Source organism: uncultured Piscinibacter sp. (assembly GCF_937952055.1).
Lineage (GTDB): Bacteria > Pseudomonadota > Gammaproteobacteria > Burkholderiales > Burkholderiaceae_C > Piscinibacter.
The window spans coordinates 550,891-567,098 of record NZ_CALFYO010000021.1 but is presented as its reverse complement, the minus strand read 5'-3'; the positions used below and the strand labels follow the sequence as shown (position 1 = coordinate 567,098).

The following is a 16,208-nucleotide window of genomic DNA, read 5'->3' as shown; positions in this document are numbered from 1 at the left end:
CGCATGAGCGCACCGCATCCCCACGAAGACCCGCGAGGTTTCCTTCGCGCCCTCTACGACGCTGCGGTGGCCCGTGCGCTGCCGGCCGAGAACACCGCCGCCTGGCTGCCGCCGCCGCCCAAGGGGCGCACCGTGGTCATCGGTGCCGGCAAGGCCGGTGGGGCGATGGCCGCGGCGGTGGACGCGCTGTGGCCGCAGGGCGCGCCGCTGTCGGGCCTGGTCGTGACGCGCTACGAGCACGTGCCGCCGGCCTACAAGGCCAGACCCGGTCGCATCGAGGTCGTGGAGGCCGCGCACCCGGTGCCCGACGAGGCCGGCCGGCGGGCCGCGCAGCGCATCGCCGAGCTGGCGCAGGGGCTGACGGCCGACGACCTGGTGCTGTGCCTGATCTCGGGCGGTGGCTCGGCGCTGCTGTCGCTGCCCGCCCCCGGCATCACGCTGGAGCAGAAGCAGGCGATCAACAAGGCGCTGCTGAAGAGCGGCGCGGCGATCGACGAGATGAACTGCGTGCGCAAGCACCTCTCGGCGATCAAGGGCGGGCGCCTGGCCACGAACTGCGCGCCGGCGCGCGTGGTCACGCTGCTGATCAGCGACGTGCCCGGCGATGCACCGGAGGTGATCGCCAGCGGCCCCACGGTGCCCGACACCACGACCTGCGCCGACGCGCTGGCGATCCTGAACCGCTACGCGATCGAGATCCCGCCCGCCGCGCGCGCCGGGCTGGAAAGTGGCTCCTTCGAGTCGCCCAAGCCGGGCGATGCGCGTTTCGCCGGCCATGAAGTGCACATGATCGCCACGCCGCGGCAGAGCCTGGAGGCTGCGGCGGCGGTCGCGCGTGCCGCCGGCCTCGCCGCCCACATCCTCAGCGACGAGATGGAAGGCGAGTCGCGCGAGGTCGGCAAGGTGCATGCTGCGCTGGCCCGCTCGGTGTCGCGCAGCAACACGCCGTTCGCCAGGCCTTGCGTGATCCTCAGCGGCGGCGAGACCACCGTGACGGTCAAGTCCAAGGGCGGCCGCGGAGGCCGCGCCACGGAGTTCCTGCTCGGCTGCGCGATCGCGCTGCAGGGCGAGCGCGGCGTGCACGTGCTCGCCGCGGACACCGACGGCATCGACGGCGTGGAAGACAACGCCGGCGCCATCGTCACGCCCGACACGATCGCGCGCGCCGCGGCGCAGGGCATGAAGGCGCAGGAATACCTCGATGCGAACAATGCCTACGGCTTCTTCGCACCGCTGGGCGACCTGGTGGTGCCCGGCCCCACGTTCACCAACGTGAATGACTTCCGTGCGTTGCTGATCGCTTGACGGCCTGCCCGGATAATGGCGCGGCCGCAGCGCAGCGCCATGGATCCCCGCACCGTCATCATCATCCTCGCGATCCACCTGATCTGCTCGGGCGGCTTGTATTGGCTCATGGGTCGTGGCATGCCGCCGCGCAGCGGCGTGAACCGCTGGGCCGTCGGTGCGGTGCTGTTCGGCCTGGCCTACCTGGGGCGGCTGGCATCGGCGCGGCACCTGCCCGACGCGTGGGCGCTGCCGCTCGACACGGCGATGGTGATGGCCGCGCTGCTGTTCGTCTCCGGCCTGCGCCAGTTCCTCGGCCGCGCGCCCGGGCGCTGGCCCTTGCTGGCGGGCCTGCTGCTCGGCTTCGCCGCGCTGCACGGCCTGGCGGTGTGGCACTGGGGCCCGGTCGGCCGGCACGCGCTGCTCAACGTCGGTCTGGGCCTGATCTACGGCACGCTGGCCGGCGAGTCGATGCGCTCACGCTCGCGCCAGCATCCGGCCCTCGGTCCGCCGCTGCGCGTGCTGACCCTGGTGATGGGCGTGCTTGCCGCACTGACGGTGGCGCGCGGACTGTCGGTCGTCGGGTTCGGCCCCGAGATGCTCTACGACGGCCTGTTCGCGCAGATCTACTACGGCTACGCTTCGCTCGCGGCGGTGATGCTCGGCCTCATCCTGGTGTGGATGGTGTTCGTGCGCCTGAATGCGCAACTCGCGGAACTGGCCTCGCGCGATGCCCTGACGCGGCTGCTCAACCGCAACGGGCTGGACGAGGTGGTGACGCGCCATTTCGCTGCGCGCGAGTCCAGGCCCGTGACACTGCTGCAGGTCGACATCGACCACTTCAAGCGCATCAACGACAGCCTCGGCCATGCCGCCGGCGACCACGTGCTGCGCGAGGTCGCGGCGTCGCTGTCGGCCAACGTGCGGGCCAGCGACTTCATCGCGCGCGTGGGCGGCGAGGAGTTCCTCGTCGGCTGCGTGGCCGCCGACGACGGCGTGGTGCGGGCACTGGCCGAGCGGCTGCTCGTGGGCGTTCGCAAGCTCGACATCCGGGTGCCGGGCGCAAGGTCGCCGATGCGCTGCACGGTCAGCATCGGCATCTCGCACCGCTGCCCCGATCGGTCCGCCTGGGAGCGCTGCTGGGCGGAGGCCGACCGTGCGCTCTATGCCGCCAAGGCGGCGGGCCGCGACCGCGTCGTGGCGGCGAGCGCACTGGAGGCGGACGTGCACTGAGAGGGTACGTTCACGTCACCGGCGCCGGATTGAACAGCACCAGCGCGTTGTGCAGCCGGTGCCGCTCGGCCCAGGTGCGCTCGCCGCTGGCCACCGCCAGCAGGCGGTGGAACAGTTCCCAGCCGACGTCCTCGATGCTCTTCTCGCCGCTGGCGATGCGGCCGGCGTCGAGGTCCATCAGGTCGTGCCAGTGCCGTGCCAGATCGCTGCGCGTGGCCACCTTGAGCACCGGGCATTCGGCCAGGCCGTAGGGGGTGCCGCGCCCCGTGGTGAAGATGTGCAGGTTCATGCCGGCGGCGAGCTGCAATGTTCCGCAGACGAAGTCGATGGCCGGCGTGGCGGTGGAAAAGGCGACCCAGGCAGAGTGGACCTACATCCCCTACAAGGGTGGCGGACAGGCGATCGGTGACACCGTCGCGGGGCAGACGCATGTGCTGATAAACGGCATGCTGGCCACGCTGCCGCACGTGCAGTCGGGCAAGCTGAAGGTGCTGGGCGTCTCCAAGGCCACGCGCGTGCCGCTGCTGGCCCAGGTGCCGACCATCGCCGAGCAGGGCGTGAGGGGCTTCGAATCGGGCACCTGGCAGGGCGTGCTGGTGCCGGCTGCGACGCCACCGGCGGTGGTGAGCCGCCTCGCGGCCGAGCTGACCCGCATCATTCGCACGCCCGAAGTGCGCGAGCGACTGGTGTCGCAAGGTGCCGAGGTCCACACGATGACGCCCCCCGAATTCGCCACCTTCTTCGAGCGCGAGCGCAAGAATTGGGCGGCCGTCGTCGCGCAAGGCGGCGTGAAGATCGACTGAGAAAGGCCGTGAAGAAACATCGCATCCTGCAGGCGGGCCGGCTGCTGCCCTCGCTCGAGGCGCGCCTGGCCGCCGAGTTCGACACCGTGCTGCTCGCCGAGCAGGCCGACCCGGCCGCCTTCCTCGCCGCGCGCGGCGGCGAGTTCGAGGGCTTCGTCACCTCGGCGGGCGTCGGCTACACGGCCGACATGCTGGACAGGCTGACGAAGCTGCGCGTCGTCTCCAGCTTCGGTGTCGGCCTGGACAAGCTCGACCTCGCCGCCGCCAAGGCGCGTGGCATCGCGGTGGGCTACACGCCGGACGTGCTGAACGACTGCGTGGCCGACCTCGCGATGGCGCTGATGCTCGACATCGGCCGGCGCGTCAGCGAGGCGGATCGCTTCGTGCGCCGCGGCGGCTGGACCACGCCGGGGGCGAAAAGCTTTCCGCTGGCGCGCAAGGTCAGCGGCGCGAAGCTGGGCATCGTCGGCCTGGGCCGCATCGGGCAGACGATCGCCAGGCGCGCCGCCGGCTTCGAGATGGACATCCGTTACCACAGCCGCCGGCCGGTCGAGGGCGTGGCCTGGCCGCACGAGCCCTCGCTGGTCGAGCTGGCAAGCTGGTGCGACTACCTCGTCGTCATCACCGCAGGCGGCGCCGCCACCAGGCACCTGATCAATGCCGCCGTGCTCGAGGCGCTGGGGCCACGCGGTTTCCTCGTCAACGTGGCGCGCGGTTCGGTGATCGACGAGGCGGCGCTGGTGCGCGCCCTGCAGGACGGACGCATCGCCGGCGCCGCGCTGGACGTGTTCGAGAACGAACCGAACGTGCCGCGCGCGCTGTTCGAGCTCGACAACACGGTGCTGCTGCCGCACATCGCCAGCGGTACCGAGGAGACGCGCCAGGCCATGGCCGACCGCGTGTTCGACAACCTGCAAGGCTTCTTCCGCGACGGCCGCATGGTCTCGCCCGCCCCGCTTCCCTGAAGGACACCCGATGAGAGAGAACCGACTGCGCGCCCTGTGGGCGAACGACCAGGCCGCCGTGAACGGCTGGCTGGCCATCGCCAACAGCTTCTCCGCCGAGACCATGGCCCACCAGGGCTGGGACACGTTGACCATCGACCTGCAGCACGGCGTGGTCGACTACCAGGCCATGGTCACGATGCTGCAGGCCATCTCGACCACCGCCACCGTGCCGATCGTGCGCGTGCCCTGGCTGGAGCCCGGCATCCTCATGAAGACGCTGGACGCCGGGGCCTACGGTGTGATCTGCCCGATGGTCAACACCCGCGAGGAGGCGCAGCGCTTCGTCGCCTGCACCAGCTACGCACCGAAGGGCACACGCAGCTTCGGCCCGGTGCGCGCGCTGCTCTACGGTGGTGCCGACTACCCGACGAAGGCGAACGACACCATCGTGCGCTTCGCGATGATCGAGACGGCGCAGGCGCTGGACAACCTCGACGCCATCCTGTCGGTGGAAGGGCTGGACGCGATCTACATTGGGCCGTCGGACCTGTCGCTGGCGCTGGGCTGCAAGCCGACCTTCGACGACGTCGAGCCGAAGGTGGCGCAGGCCATCGAGCACATCCTGGCGCACGCGCAGGCGCATGGCGTGAAGGCCGGCATCCACAACGGCCGGCCCGACGTGGCCCGGGCGCGCGTGGCCAAGGGCTTCCGCTTCGTCACGGTGAGCTCCGACGCCCGGCTGCTCGCGGCCGGAAGCCAACAACTGCTGGCCGAAATGCGCCAGCGCTGAACGAGGACACTGCCATGAAGATCGGATTCATCGGCCTGGGCATCATGGGCGCGCCGATGGCGATGCACCTCATCAAGGCCGGCCACCAGCTCTTCGTCTACACGCGCAGCAAGGTGCATGCGGAGATCGCCGCCAGCAGCGCGACGCAGTGCACCAGCCCGCGCGGCGTGGCCGAGCGCGCCGACGTGATTTTCACGATGGTTCCGGACACGCCGGACGTGGAGAAGGTGCTGTTCGGCGAGCAGGGGGTGGCGGCGGGGCTGAGCAAGGGCAAGACGGTGGTGGACATGAGCTCGATCTCGCCGATCGAGACGAAGGCCTTTGCCAGGCGCATCAACGAGCTGGGCTGCGACTACCTGGACGCGCCGGTGTCCGGCGGCGAAGTGGGCGCCAAGGCGGCGAGCCTGACCATCATGGTGGGCGGCCCCGAGGCGGCGTTCGAGCGGGTGCTGCCGCTGTTCGAGCTGATGGGCAAGAACATCACGAGGGTGGGCGGCAACGGCGACGGTCAGACGACGAAGGTGGCCAACCAGATCATCGTGGCGCTGAACATTGCGGCGGTGGGCGAGGCGCTGGTGTTCGCGAGCAAGGCGGGGGCGGACCCGGGCAAGGTCAGGCAGGCGCTGATGGGCGGGTTTGCGGCCAGCCGCATCCTGGAGGTGCACGGCGAGCGGATGATCAAGAGGACCTTCAATCCGGGGTTCCGCATCGGGCTGCACCAGAAGGACCTGAACCTGGCGCTGCAGGGGGCGAAGGCGCTGGGGGTGGCCCTGCCGGGCACGGCGCAGGCGGCGCAGCTGATGCAGGCCTGCGCCGCCCACGGCCTGCAGGAGCTCGACCATTCGGCGCTGGTCAGGGCGCTCGAGCTGCTCGCGGGGCACGAACTGGCCTGACTGAGGTGGCTCAAGTCCGCTGGATCGGACGCCCGGGCCCCGGAGGCCTTTTGATCCACCGCAAGACGGTCGTCAAGGGGCTCGGACACATTGCGGTTCATCGAGAACCACATCCGGGGACATGGCTTGGACACCCACATCACCACCAGCGGCATGAACGCGCGGCCCGTCCGCGTGTTGCGGCCGCGTCGTGTCGTGCCGGGCGCGAACCCGGCTCCTGCGGCGGGTGGCGCCGCCTTCTGGTCGGCGGTGCTCGGCCCGCAGGCGCTGCCGGCCGAGATCGTCGCGGCGTTGCAGGAGATCGCGCAGACGCGTGAGCTGCCGGCCGGCAGCCTGCTCGTCTCGGCCCGTGAGCCGTCGCGGGAACTGTGCCTGCTGGCGCGTGGCGACGCGGCGCTGGGCAGTGCCTCCGCCGACGGCGCGTTCCATCCCGAACGCAGCGTGCAGGGCCCGGGCTGGCTGGACGCCAGCAGCGCCTGGCTGGGCAGCAACCCGGCCCAGGACGCCGTGGCGCTGTCCGACGTGCAGCTGGTGACGCTGCAGCGTGCCGATCTGCAGATGCTGATGCAGCGCTATCCGGAGCTGGGCCGGCGCATGGTGCTGACCCTGGCGCAGCAGGTGCAGTCGCTCACGCTGGCGACGCACGACCTGATGCACAAGGACGCGGAGGGCCGCTTTGCGGCGTGGCTGCTGCAGCGCTGCGCCAGCGAGACGGCCAGCGACGGGACCATCACGGTGTCGCTCAACGAGCGCAAGCGCGACATTGCCTCGCAACTCGCCATCACGCCGGAGACGCTGTCGCGGCTGCTGCGCCAGCTCAGCCGCAAGGGGCTGATCTACGTGGCCGGCTACACCGTCAAGGTGCTCGACGTCGCGGCGCTGCGCGCACTCGCCGGCGACTGAGCCTCGGCGCAGCGGCTCGCCTGCAGTAGCTGCGCCGCCACCGCGGCGGCGATGACCTCGGGCTCCTTGCCCGAGATGCCGTTCACGCCGATCGGGCAGGTCATGCGGGCGATCGCCGCCGGCGGGATGCCCATGGCCTCGAATCGATGGATGAATCGCGCGCGCTTCGTCGCGGAGCCGATCAGGCCGAAGAAGCCGAAATCGCCGCGGCGCAGGATCGCCACGCCGATGCGCAGGTCCAGGTCATGGCGGTGCGTCAGCACCAGGTAGAAGGCGCCACGCGGCGCCTGCGTCACCTCGGACTCGATCGCGTCGACGCAGACCTTGCGCGTGTGCGCCGGCAGCACCGCGTCGGGCGGGAACTCCTCGTCACGCTCGTCGATCCAGTCGACACGCACGTGCAGCGGCGCGAGCGCACGCACGATCGCACGACCGACATGCCCGGCGCCGTAGAGCTGCAGGTGGAAGCGCGGGGCGGCCGGCGGCCAGGTGGCGAGCCCCTGCGCATCGAGCCGCGCGAAGGAGAGCGTCACCGCTCCGCCGCAGCACTGGCCGAGTGCCGGGCCGAGCGGGTAGCGCGCGCCTTGCGGCGCGGCGTCGCCGCCGCCGCCGGCCAGCATGCGGCGGGCCTGCTCGATCGCCTTCAGCTCCAGGTGGCCGCCGCCGATCGTGCCCTCGCAGCGGCTCGCGCCGACCAGCATGCGCGTGCCGGCCTCGCGCGGCGCCGAGCCGAGTGCTTCGGTGACCTCGACGACGATGGCCGGGGTGGCGGCGGACAGCCAGGCCGCTGCGGTGTCGCGCAGGTCCGCCATCTCAGTCGGCCTGCCGCACGGCGGTGATCGCGCGCAGGATGGATTCGCCGGTCGCCGGTGCCGACAGCGGCGGGTCGACGCGGTGCCCGCCCACCGCGGAGACGGCGTCGCGGATGGCATAGAAGACCGAGAACGGCAGCAGCAGCGGCGGTTCGCCCACCGCCTTGCTGCGGTGGATGCTGTCCTCGGCGTTGGCGTTCTCGAACAGGCGCACGCGGAAGTCTGCCGGACAGTCGTTGGCAGTCGGGATCTTGTAGGTGCTCGGCGCGTGCGTCAGCAGCTTGCCCGTCTGCGCGTGCCAGACCAGTTCCTCCATCGTCAGCCAGCCCATGCCCTGGATGAAGGCGCCCTCGACCTGGCCGATGTCGATCGCCGGGTTGAGCGAGCGGCCGACGTCGTGCAGCACGTCGGCGCGCAGCAGCTTCCACTCGCCGGTCAGGGTGTCGACGACCACCTCGCTGACCGCGGCGCCGTAGGCGAAGTAGTAGAAGGGCCGGCCCTGGAGCGTCTCGCGGTCCCAGCTCAGCCCGGGCGTGGCGTAGAAGCCGTCGGACCAGAGCTGAACGCGGTCCTGGTAGGCCTGCGCCACCAGTGCCGAGAAGGGAAGGGTGCGGCCGTTGACCTGCACCTTGCCGTCGGCGAAGCGCACCGCGCCCGGCTCGCCGCCGTGGTGGGCCGCGGCGCAGGCGGCGAGCCGCTCGCGGACCTGCCGCGCCGCGTCCTGTGCCGCCTTGCCGTTGAGGTCGCTGCCGGTGGAGGCGGCGGTGGCCGAGGTGTTGGCCACCTTCTGCGTGTCGGTGGCGGTGACACGCACGCTCTCGAAGGCCACGCCCAGTTCCTGTGCCACCACCTGCGCCACCTTGGTGTTCAGGCCCTGGCCCATCTCGGTGCCACCGTGGTTCACCAGGATGGAGCCGTCGTTGTAGACGTGCACCAGCGCGCCCGCCTGGTTGAAGTGCTTGACGTTGAACGAGATGCCGAACTTCACCGGCGTCAGCGCGAGGCCGCGCTTGAGCAGCGGGCTGTCCGCGTTGAACGCGGCGATGGCCTGGCGGCGCGCTCGGTAGTCGCTCGTCCGCTCCAGCTCCGCGACGAGCTCGTGGATGACGTTGTCCTGCACCGCTTGTCCGTAGGGCGTCGATTGCCCCTGGCCGTAGAAGTTGAGCCGGCGCACGTCCAGCGGGTCCTTGCCCAGTGCGCGGGCGATCGAGTCGAGGATGTTCTCGATCGCGATCGCGCCCTGCGGACCGCCGAAGCCGCGGAAGGCGGTGTTGCTCTGCGTGTTCGTCCTGGCGGCGAAGCCGTGCATCGCCACGTCGCCCAACCAGTAGGCGTTGTCGAAGTGGCACAGCGCGCGCGTCATCACCGGGCCCGACAGGTCCGCCGAATGGCCGGCGCGGGAGACCATCGTCACCTCGGCCCCGAGCACGCGGCCCTCGTCGTCGTAGCCGACCTCGTACTCGTACCAGAAGCAGTGGCGCCGGCCGGTGATGAGGAAGTCGTCGTCGCGGTCCAGGCGCAGCTTGACAGGGCGGTTCAGCCTTCTCGCCGCCACCGCGGCGACGCACGCGAACAGCGCCGACTGCGACTCCTTGCCGCCGAAGCCGCCGCCCATGCGGCGGCACTCGACCTGCACGTGGTGCGCACGCAGCCTCAGCGCATGGGCGACGAGGTGCTGCATCTCGCTCGGGTGCTGCGTCGAGCAGTGCACCAGCATGCCGTCGTGCTCGCGCGGAATGGCGTAGCTGATCTGGCCTTCGAGATAGAACTGCTCCTGGCCGCCGACGTCGAAGCTGCCCTTCAGCGTGCGCGGCGCGCGCGCGATGGCGGCACGGGCCTCGCCGCGCGCCAGGTGCATCGGCGGCAGCACGTACTGGCCCTGCGCATGCGCTTCCCGGTGCGACAGCACCGGCGGCAGCGGCTCGATCTGCAGCACGTCCTTCGCGCGCGCCGCCGCGCGTCGCGCCGCATCGCGCGTCGTCGCGATCACCGCGAACACCGGCTGGCCGAGGTAGCGCAGTTCGCCGTCGGCCAGGATCGGCTCGTCGTGGATGATCGAGCCGCAGTCGTTGCTGCCCGGAATGTCGGCGGCGCTCAGCACCGCCACCACGCCGGGCAGGGCGCGCAGCCTGTCGAGGTCCATGCCCTTGAGCCGGCCATGCGCCACCGGCGAGAGGCCCAGCGCGGCGTGCAGGGTGCCGGCGAGTTCCGGCAGGTCGTCGATGTAGGCGGCCTCGCCGGCCACGTGAAGGTGCGCCGACTCGTGCGGCCGGCTCACGCCGACCTGGGCAGCGGCAGGGGCGAGGTGCGTCGGGGCGATCGGCTTGTTCATCTCGGGCCCTCCTCGTGCGCCATCGACGCGAACACGCTGGTGGCGCTCGCCGGCAGCGGGTCGGCGCGGCGCGTCTCCAGCCAGAAGCGCTGCAGCAGGTTCGCCGCCACCTGCGCCCGGTAGGCGGCGCTGGCGCGCATGTCGCTCAGCGGCGCGAAGTCCTCGGCCAGCGCGGCCTGCGCGGCGGCGACGCTGTCCTGCGTCCACGGCCGGCCGAGCAGGGCGGCCTCGGCCTTCGCCGCACGCTTGACCACCGCCGCCATGCCGCCGAAGGCCAGGCGCACCGCGCGCACGCGGTCCGCGTCGAGCTCCACCGCGAAGCCTGCGCACAGCGCCGAGATGTCGCAGTCGAATCGCTTGCTGATCTTGTAGGCGCGCACCTGGCGGTCTTGCGGCAGGCCGGGGACCACGAGCGCGTGCACGAACTCGCCAGGTTCCAGGCGGTTCTTCATGTAGTCGACGTAGAAGTCGGGCAGGGGCATGCGGCGGATGTGAAGCCCCTGGCGCAGCTCGATCTGTGCATCGAGCGCCATCAACACGGGCGCGCTGTCGCCGATCGGCGAGCCGTTGGCCACGTTGCCGCCCATCGTGCCGGCGCGACGGATCGGCGGCGAGGCGAAGCGCAGCCAGACGTCGGTGAGCGACGGCCAGCGCGTCGCGAGCGCGCGCCAGGCGTCCTCCAGCGATGCGCCGGCGCCGATCCACAGGCCGCCGTCGCGATCTTCGATGGCCTGCAGCGCCTTCACGTCGCCGAGGTAGAGGATCTCGCCGAGTTCGCGGAACTGCTTGGTCACCCACAGCCCCACGTCGGTGCAGCCGGCGAGCAGCCGCGCCTCGGGCCTGGCCTCGCGCAGCGTGGCCAGTGCGTCCGGGGTCTTCGGCGCGAAGAAGCGTCCGCCGTACTCGAAGGTCTCGTCCGAGGCCAGCCGCTGCAGCGCGGCCAGCACCGGCGCGGTGTCGAGCTTCGCCGCGGGCAGTTCGAACATGCGCTCGCCGGCGGCGAGGATGGGCCGGTAGCCGGTGCAGCGACAGAGGTTGCCGGAGAGCTCGTCGGCCAGCGCCTGGCGTGTCGGCGTGGCGAGCGCCGTGACGTGGCGTTCGTAGCTGGACCACAGGCTCATCACGAAACCCGGCGTGCAGAAGCCGCACTGCGAGCCGTGGCACTCGACCATCGCCTGCTGCACCGGATGCAGTTCGCCCGGCGCGGCGATGGCCTTCAGATCCTCGACGCTGAACAGCGCCTTGCCGTCCAGCGTGGGCAGGAACTGGAGGCACGCGTTGGCAGTCTGCAGCTTCAGGCCGCGCACCGCGTCGGCGTCGCCCGGCGCGGCCAGCGTGCCGATCACCACCGTGCAGGCGCCGCAGTCGCCCTCGTTGCAGCCTTCCTTGGTGCCGGTGCAGCGTGCATCCTCGCGCAGCCAGTCGAGCACGCTCTTGGTCGGCGCGGCGTCGCCGACCTCGACGACCTGGCCTCGGTGGTAGAAGCGGATGGGACGGCTGGACATGTCGTGGATGCGAGATCGTTGCTTCAGCGGGAAGGTACGCCGATCCGGCGAGATGTGGATACGGCGAGCTTGATAGCACCTATCATCGTGGCGATATGGCAGAGCGCGGCGATTTCGACAAGATCGAGCTTCATCTCATCCGGGTGTTGCAGACCTTGATCACCGAACGCAGCGTTTCCCGTGCCGCCATGCGCCTGCGCAGCACGCAGCCGGCGGTGAGTGCCCAGCTCAAGCGGCTGCGTGCGCTCACCGGCGATCCGCTGCTGGTGCGCGCCGGCAACGGCATGACGCCCACCGAGACGGCCTTGCAACTCCTGGACCCGGCCAGTCGGCTGCTGCAGGATGCCGACCGGCTCTTCAGCCCGCGTGCCCGCGCCCGTGGCTTCGAGCCGGCCGAGACCGCGCTGACCTTCCGCATCGCCGCCAGCGACTACCTCGATCCGCTCTTCCTGCCCGAGCTGGTGGCGCACCTGAAGCGCATGGCACCGTCGGCGCGCCTCGAGTTGCTGCCGTTGTCGGGTGCCTTCGACTACCGGCGCAGCCTGGCGCAGGGCCAGGTCGACCTGGTGATCGGCAACTGGCTGGAGCCGCCGGGGGAACTGCATCTCGGGCGACTCATGTCCGACGAGATCGTCTGCCTGGTGGCGGAGGGCCATCCGGCCGCCCGCATGAGCGCACGCGCCTGGTCGGCGGAACGCTACCTCGAGTGCGAGCATGTCGCCCCCACGCCGCTGCACGGCAACACGCCGGGCGTAATCGACGAGCACCTCGCCTCGCTGGGCCTGCAGCGCGACGTGGTGGTGAAGAGCGCGCATTTCAGTCTGTTCCCGCTGATGGTGGCGCAGAGCCTGCTGGTGCTGACCACCGGGCGGCTGTTCTGCTCGCGCTACGTCGATTCGCTGCCGGTGCGCATCGTGCGCTGCCCGGTGGCCTTCCCGCCGCTCACCTACTACCAGCTCTGGCACGAGCTGACGCATGCCTCGGCGGCGAACCGCTGGCTGCGCGAGCAGGTGCGCGAAGTGGCACGCAACGTGGCGGGCCACGGCCTGCCGGGGCGGGCGCGGTGAAGGCTCGCCTGGCCCTGCGCGGCGACCTGCTCGACTTCAGCGCCGAGCCCGCCTGGGGCGAGACCGAGTCCGCCGCGGTGCGCTTTCGCCCCGACCACTGGCTGCTGGTGGCGGAGGGCCGCATCGTCGCGGTGCAGTCCGAGGACCCGGGCCCCGACTGGGTGCGCGAGGACCACGCCGGCCGCCTGCTGCTGCCGGGCTTCATCGACACGCACGTGCACAGCCCGCAGCTGGACGTGATCGGCAGCTACGGCACCGAGTTGCTGGACTGGCTCGAGACCTACACCTTCCCGGCCGAGCGGCGTTACGCCGATGCGGCGGTGGCGCAGCGGGGCGCCGAGGTGTTCCTCGACGCGCTGCTGGCGCGCGGCACGACGGCGGCCGTGGTCTTTCCGACGGTGCACAAGGTGTCGGCCGAGCGGCTGTTCGACGCGGCCGAGCAGCGCGGCATGCGCCTGATCGCCGGCAAGGTGCTGATGGACCGTCATGCGCCCGAGGGCCTGCGCGACGACGTGGCGGGCGCCGAGCGCGACTGCCTGGACCTGATCGCGCGCTGGCACGGCCGCTCGCGCCTGGCCTACGCCGTGACCGTGCGTTTCGCGCCGACCAGCACGCCACAGCAGCTGGCGATGGCCGGTGCGCTGTGCCGGGCCGACCCGACGCTGTACATGCAGACCCACGTCGCCGAGAACCGCGCCGAGGTGCAGTGGGTGCGCGAGCTGTTCCCCGCGGCGCGCAGCTACCTCGACGTCTACGCGCGTGCCGGCCTGCTGCACCGGCGCAGCGTGCTGGCGCACGGCATTTGGCTGGACGACGAGGATCGCGCCGCGCTGCGCGAGGCCGGCGCGCAGATCGCGCACAGCCCCTCGTCCAACCTGTTCCTCGGCAGCGGGCTGTTCGGCTGGCGCGAAGCCGAAGCCGGCGGCGCGGCGGTCAGCCTGGCCAGCGACGTCGGCGGCGGCACCGACCTGTCGATGACTGCGACGCTGCGCGACGCCTACAAGGTCCAGGCCTTGTCGGGTGAGCGCCTGACGGCCTGGAAAGGGCTGTATGTCGCGACGCGCGGCGCAGCGCGCGCGCTGGGGCTGGACGGCGAGATCGGCAGCCTCGAGCCCGGCCGTCTGGCCGACGTCTGCGTCTGGGACTGGGCCAGCGAGCCGGTCGGCGCGCGGCGCATGGCGGTCGTGCGCAGCCTGCACGAGAAGGCGTTCGCCTGGATCACGCTGGCCGACCGGACGAATCTCGTCTCGACGCGCGTGGCCGGTGTCGAGCGCTATCGCCGCCCCCCCACCGGCGTGCCCTGAGCCGCCGCGCGGCGGACCCGGAGCGCCGCGGCAGACGGCGCCCTCTTCACCACAGATGCACAGGAGACAAGCGTGCAAGCACTCGAGAAGCTCTTCCGGCTCGAAGAGCACGGCACGACCGTGCGCACCGAACTGGTGGCCGGCGTCACCACCTTCCTGACGATGGCGTACATCGTCTTCGTCAACCCGAGCATCCTGGCCGACGCCGGCATGCCGCGCGACGCGGTGTTCGTCGCCACCTGCCTGATCGCGGCGCTGGGCACGCTGATCATGGGCCTGTACGCCAACTACCCGATCGCGCTGGCGCCGGGCATGGGACTGAACGCCTACTTCGCGTACGTGGTCGTCAAGGGCATGGGCTTCCCGTGGCAGGTGGCGCTCGGCGCGGTGTTCATCTCGGGTTGCCTGTTCCTCGCGGTGACGCTGTTCCGGCTGCGCGAGTTGATCATCCGCGGCATCCCGGCGACGCTGCGCAGCGCGATCACGGTGGGCATCGGACTGTTCCTGGCGATCATCTCGCTGAAGAGCGCCGGCATCGTCGCGCCCTCGCCCGCCACCTATGTGACGCTGGGCGACCTGCATTCGCCCACCGTCGTGCTGGCGGTGCTGGGCTTCTTCCTGATCGTCGTGCTGGACCGGCTGAAGGTGCCTGGCGCGATCCTGTTGGGCATCCTGGCGGTGACCGTGCTGTCGTTCTTCTTCGGCGGCAACCGCTTCGGCGGCGTGTTCGCGCTGCCGCCCTCGATCGCACCGACCTTCCTGCAGCTCGACATCTCCGGCGCGCTCTCGGTCGGCATCCTGAACGTCGTGCTGGTGTTCTTCCTCGTCGAGCTGTTCGACGCCACCGGCACGCTGATGGGCGTGGCCAAGCGTGCCGGGCTGCTGAAGGAAGGCAAGATGGACCGCATGAACAAGGCGCTGCTGGCCGACAGCGGCGCGATCTTCGCCGGGTCGCTGCTGGGCACGTCCAGCACCACGGCGTACATCGAAAGTGCCGCAGGCGTGCAGGCCGGCGGTCGCACCGGTCTGACCGCGCTGACGGTGGCGGTGCTGTTCCTCGCCTGCCTGGCGATCTCGCCGCTGGCCGGCTCGGTGCCGGCCTATGCCACGGCGCCGGCGCTGTTCTTCGTGGCCTGCCTGATGCTGCGCGAGCTGACCGAGCTCGACTGGGACGAGAGCACCGAGGTGATCCCGGCCGCGGTCTGTGCACTGGCGATGCCCTTCACCTACTCGATTGCCAACGGCCTGGCCTTCGGCTTCATCACCTACGCGGTGCTGAAGGGATGCACCGGGCGCGCCCGCGAGGTGCATCCGATGGTGTGGCTGATCGCCGGGGTCTTCCTGTTCAAGTTCGTCTACGTCGGCGGCCACTAGCAGCGCGACCATTGGTTACAGAGGGCACGGAACTTGCGGACTGGCGCCGCCGGTATCCCCCCCACTCACTGCGAGGACACGATCATGAACAAGCGCTCCCCCATCACCCTCGGCGCCGCGCTGGCGCTGCTGTCCGGCGCGGCGGCCGCGGCCGACTGGAGCGACACCTCCATCGGGTACCGCTACGGCACCAAGTTCGCCGAGCCGTTCAACAGCGAGGACATCAGCAAGAACATCGTCAACCTCACCCACGTCAGCGGCTACGCCTACGGCACCAATTTCTTCAACGTCGACCTGCTGATGTCGGACAGCAAGGATCCGGCCGGCGCCGGCTCCACCGACGGCGCGCACGAGGTCTACATCGTCTACCGCCATACGCTGGACCTGGAGAAGGTGACGGGCACATCGATGAAGTTCGGCCCGATCCGCGGCGCCGGCTTGACGCTGGGCTTCGACGCCAACACCAAGACCGATGCCGGCTACAACTCGAAGAAGCGCATGTGGGTGTTCGGCCCGACGCTGTTCGTCGACGTGCCCGGCTTCCTGAACGTCAGCCTGCTGGTGCTCAAGGAGAGCAACGCGCCCTACAACACCTTCAGCAACACGAGCACGCCGCGCTACGACTACAAGACGCACCCGATGCTGAACCTGGCCTGGGGCATCCCGATCGGCAGCACCGGGTTCTCGTTCGAGGGCTACCTGAACTGGATCGCGTCCAAGGGCAACAACGAGTTCGGCGGCAACACCAAGCCCGAGACCAACATCGACGCGCAGATCATGTACGACGTGGGCGCACTGTGGGGCAGCAAGGGCAAGTTCAAGGTCGGCCTCGAGTACCAGTACTGGAAGAACAAGTTCGGCAACGACCACGAAGGCCCGGCCGGCGAGGGCGCGTTCGCCAAGACGCCGATGCTGCGCGCCGAGTACCACTTCTGAACTCTGAGGCACCATGTCGGTTGCG

General features: G+C 70.7%; 13 protein-coding genes and 2 pseudogenes. 11 read left to right on the top strand and 4 right to left on the bottom strand.

Translation table 11 applies throughout. From position 1 onward, the window contains the following. Positions 1–3 precede the first annotated feature (3 nt). The gene (locus Q0599_RS16945) at positions 4–1,305 is read left to right on the top strand and encodes a glycerate kinase (RefSeq protein WP_298831807.1); all 1,302 of its coding nucleotides are present in this window, start codon (positions 4–6) and stop codon (positions 1,303–1,305) included. Positions 1,306–1,344: 39 nt separating this feature from the next. Next, positions 1,345–2,517: a GGDEF domain-containing protein gene (locus tag Q0599_RS16940; RefSeq protein ID WP_298831804.1), complete on the top strand. Its 1,173-nt coding sequence runs from the start codon at positions 1,345–1,347 to the stop codon at positions 2,515–2,517. Positions 2,518–2,527: 10 nt separating this feature from the next. Here Q0599_RS16940 and garD read toward each other — a convergent pair. Beyond that, positions 2,528–2,860, bottom strand: a pseudogene (garD, locus tag Q0599_RS16935) (galactarate dehydratase); the annotation flags it as partial. Between garD and Q0599_RS16930 the strand changes: the two are divergent. The 5 genes and pseudogenes from Q0599_RS16930 to Q0599_RS16910 all read left to right on the top strand — a co-directional run. After that, positions 2,844–3,320 (top strand): annotated as a pseudogene (locus Q0599_RS16930) (Bug family tripartite tricarboxylate transporter substrate binding protein); the annotation flags it as partial. The pseudogenes garD and Q0599_RS16930 overlap by 17 nt on opposite strands. Positions 3,321–3,328: 8 nt before the next feature. Beyond that, the gene (locus Q0599_RS16925; RefSeq protein ID WP_298831801.1) at positions 3,329–4,285 is read left to right on the top strand and encodes a 2-hydroxyacid dehydrogenase; all 957 of its coding nucleotides are present in this window, start codon (positions 3,329–3,331) and stop codon (positions 4,283–4,285) included. 10 nt (positions 4,286–4,295) lie between these two features. Further along, positions 4,296–5,057, top strand: a complete 762-nt coding sequence (locus Q0599_RS16920; protein ID WP_298831798.1) for an aldolase/citrate lyase family protein — start codon at positions 4,296–4,298, stop codon at positions 5,055–5,057. A gap of 14 nt (positions 5,058–5,071) precedes the next feature. Continuing rightward, positions 5,072–5,950, top strand: a complete 879-nt coding sequence (glxR, locus tag Q0599_RS16915) for a 2-hydroxy-3-oxopropionate reductase (RefSeq protein WP_298831796.1) — start codon at positions 5,072–5,074, stop codon at positions 5,948–5,950. A 126-nt stretch (positions 5,951–6,076) separates the two neighbouring features. Next, a complete protein-coding gene (locus Q0599_RS16910) occupies positions 6,077–6,853 on the top strand; it encodes a Crp/Fnr family transcriptional regulator (RefSeq protein ID WP_298831794.1) in 777 nt (258 codons plus the stop codon). On the opposite strand, the gene xdhC is transcribed toward Q0599_RS16910, so the two are convergent. Genes xdhC through xdhA form a run of 3 tightly spaced genes read right to left on the bottom strand, consistent with a single transcriptional unit; the run spans position 6,799 to position 11,502 of the window. Continuing rightward, positions 6,799–7,665, bottom strand: a complete 867-nt coding sequence (gene xdhC / locus Q0599_RS16905; protein WP_298831792.1) for a xanthine dehydrogenase accessory protein XdhC — start codon at positions 7,663–7,665, stop codon at positions 6,799–6,801. The two genes, Q0599_RS16910 and xdhC, sit on opposite strands and share 55 nt — an antisense overlap. Before the next feature lies 1 nt (position 7,666). After that, entirely contained in the window at positions 7,667–9,997 is a 2,331-nt protein-coding gene (xdhB, locus tag Q0599_RS16900; protein ID WP_298831789.1) for a xanthine dehydrogenase molybdopterin binding subunit, read from the bottom strand. Then, positions 9,994–11,502 carry a xanthine dehydrogenase small subunit gene (gene xdhA, locus Q0599_RS16895; RefSeq protein WP_298831785.1) on the bottom strand — a complete coding sequence of 503 codons (1,509 nt, stop codon included), beginning with the start codon at positions 11,500–11,502 and terminating at the stop codon, positions 9,994–9,996. Before xdhA ends, xdhB begins: the two co-directional genes overlap by 4 nt. A 95-nt stretch (positions 11,503–11,597) precedes the next feature. Between xdhA and Q0599_RS16890 the strand changes: the two genes are divergently transcribed. The 4 genes from Q0599_RS16890 to Q0599_RS16875 all read left to right on the top strand — a co-directional run bounded on the left by Q0599_RS16890 (position 11,598) and on the right by Q0599_RS16875 (position 16,183). Then, on the top strand, positions 11,598–12,569 hold the full coding sequence (locus Q0599_RS16890) for a LysR family transcriptional regulator (RefSeq protein ID WP_298831783.1): 972 nt from the start codon (positions 11,598–11,600) through the stop codon (positions 12,567–12,569). Then, a complete protein-coding gene (gene guaD / locus Q0599_RS16885; protein ID WP_298831781.1) occupies positions 12,566–13,873 on the top strand; it encodes a guanine deaminase in 1,308 nt (435 codons plus the stop codon). Before Q0599_RS16890 ends, guaD begins: the two co-directional genes overlap by 4 nt. Before the next feature lie 72 nt (positions 13,874–13,945). Continuing rightward, positions 13,946–15,247: an NCS2 family permease gene (locus Q0599_RS16880; RefSeq protein WP_298831779.1), complete on the top strand. Its 1,302-nt coding sequence runs from the start codon at positions 13,946–13,948 to the stop codon at positions 15,245–15,247. An 84-nt stretch (positions 15,248–15,331) separates the two neighbouring features. Continuing rightward, positions 15,332–16,183, top strand: coding sequence for an outer envelope protein (locus tag Q0599_RS16875; RefSeq protein ID WP_298831778.1), 852 nt, complete (start codon positions 15,332–15,334; stop codon positions 16,181–16,183). The last annotated feature ends 25 nt before the right edge of the window (positions 16,184–16,208 follow it).

Bases quoted from the DNA above. Each gene is read 5' to 3' on its own strand.
- Q0599_RS16945 (WP_298831807.1), top strand. From the start codon at position 4: ATGAGCGCACCGCATCCCCACGAAGACCCGCGAGGTTTCCTTCGCGCC.
- Q0599_RS16940 (WP_298831804.1), top strand. From the start codon at position 1,345: ATGGATCCCCGCACCGTCATCATCATCCTCGCGATCCACCTGATCTGC.
- Q0599_RS16920 (WP_298831798.1), top strand. From the start codon at position 4,296: ATGAGAGAGAACCGACTGCGCGCCCTGTGGGCGAACGACCAGGCCGCC.
- glxR (WP_298831796.1), top strand. From the start codon at position 5,072: ATGAAGATCGGATTCATCGGCCTGGGCATCATGGGCGCGCCGATGGCG.
- xdhC (WP_298831792.1), bottom strand. From the start codon at position 7,665: ATGGCGGACCTGCGCGACACCGCAGCGGCCTGGCTGTCCGCCGCCACC.
- xdhB (WP_298831789.1), bottom strand. From the start codon at position 9,997: ATGAACAAGCCGATCGCCCCGACGCACCTCGCCCCTGCCGCTGCCCAG.
- xdhA (WP_298831785.1), bottom strand. From the start codon at position 11,502: ATGTCCAGCCGTCCCATCCGCTTCTACCACCGAGGCCAGGTCGTCGAG.
- Q0599_RS16890 (WP_298831783.1), top strand. From the start codon at position 11,598: ATGGCAGAGCGCGGCGATTTCGACAAGATCGAGCTTCATCTCATCCGG.
- Q0599_RS16875 (WP_298831778.1), top strand. From the start codon at position 15,332: ATGAACAAGCGCTCCCCCATCACCCTCGGCGCCGCGCTGGCGCTGCTG.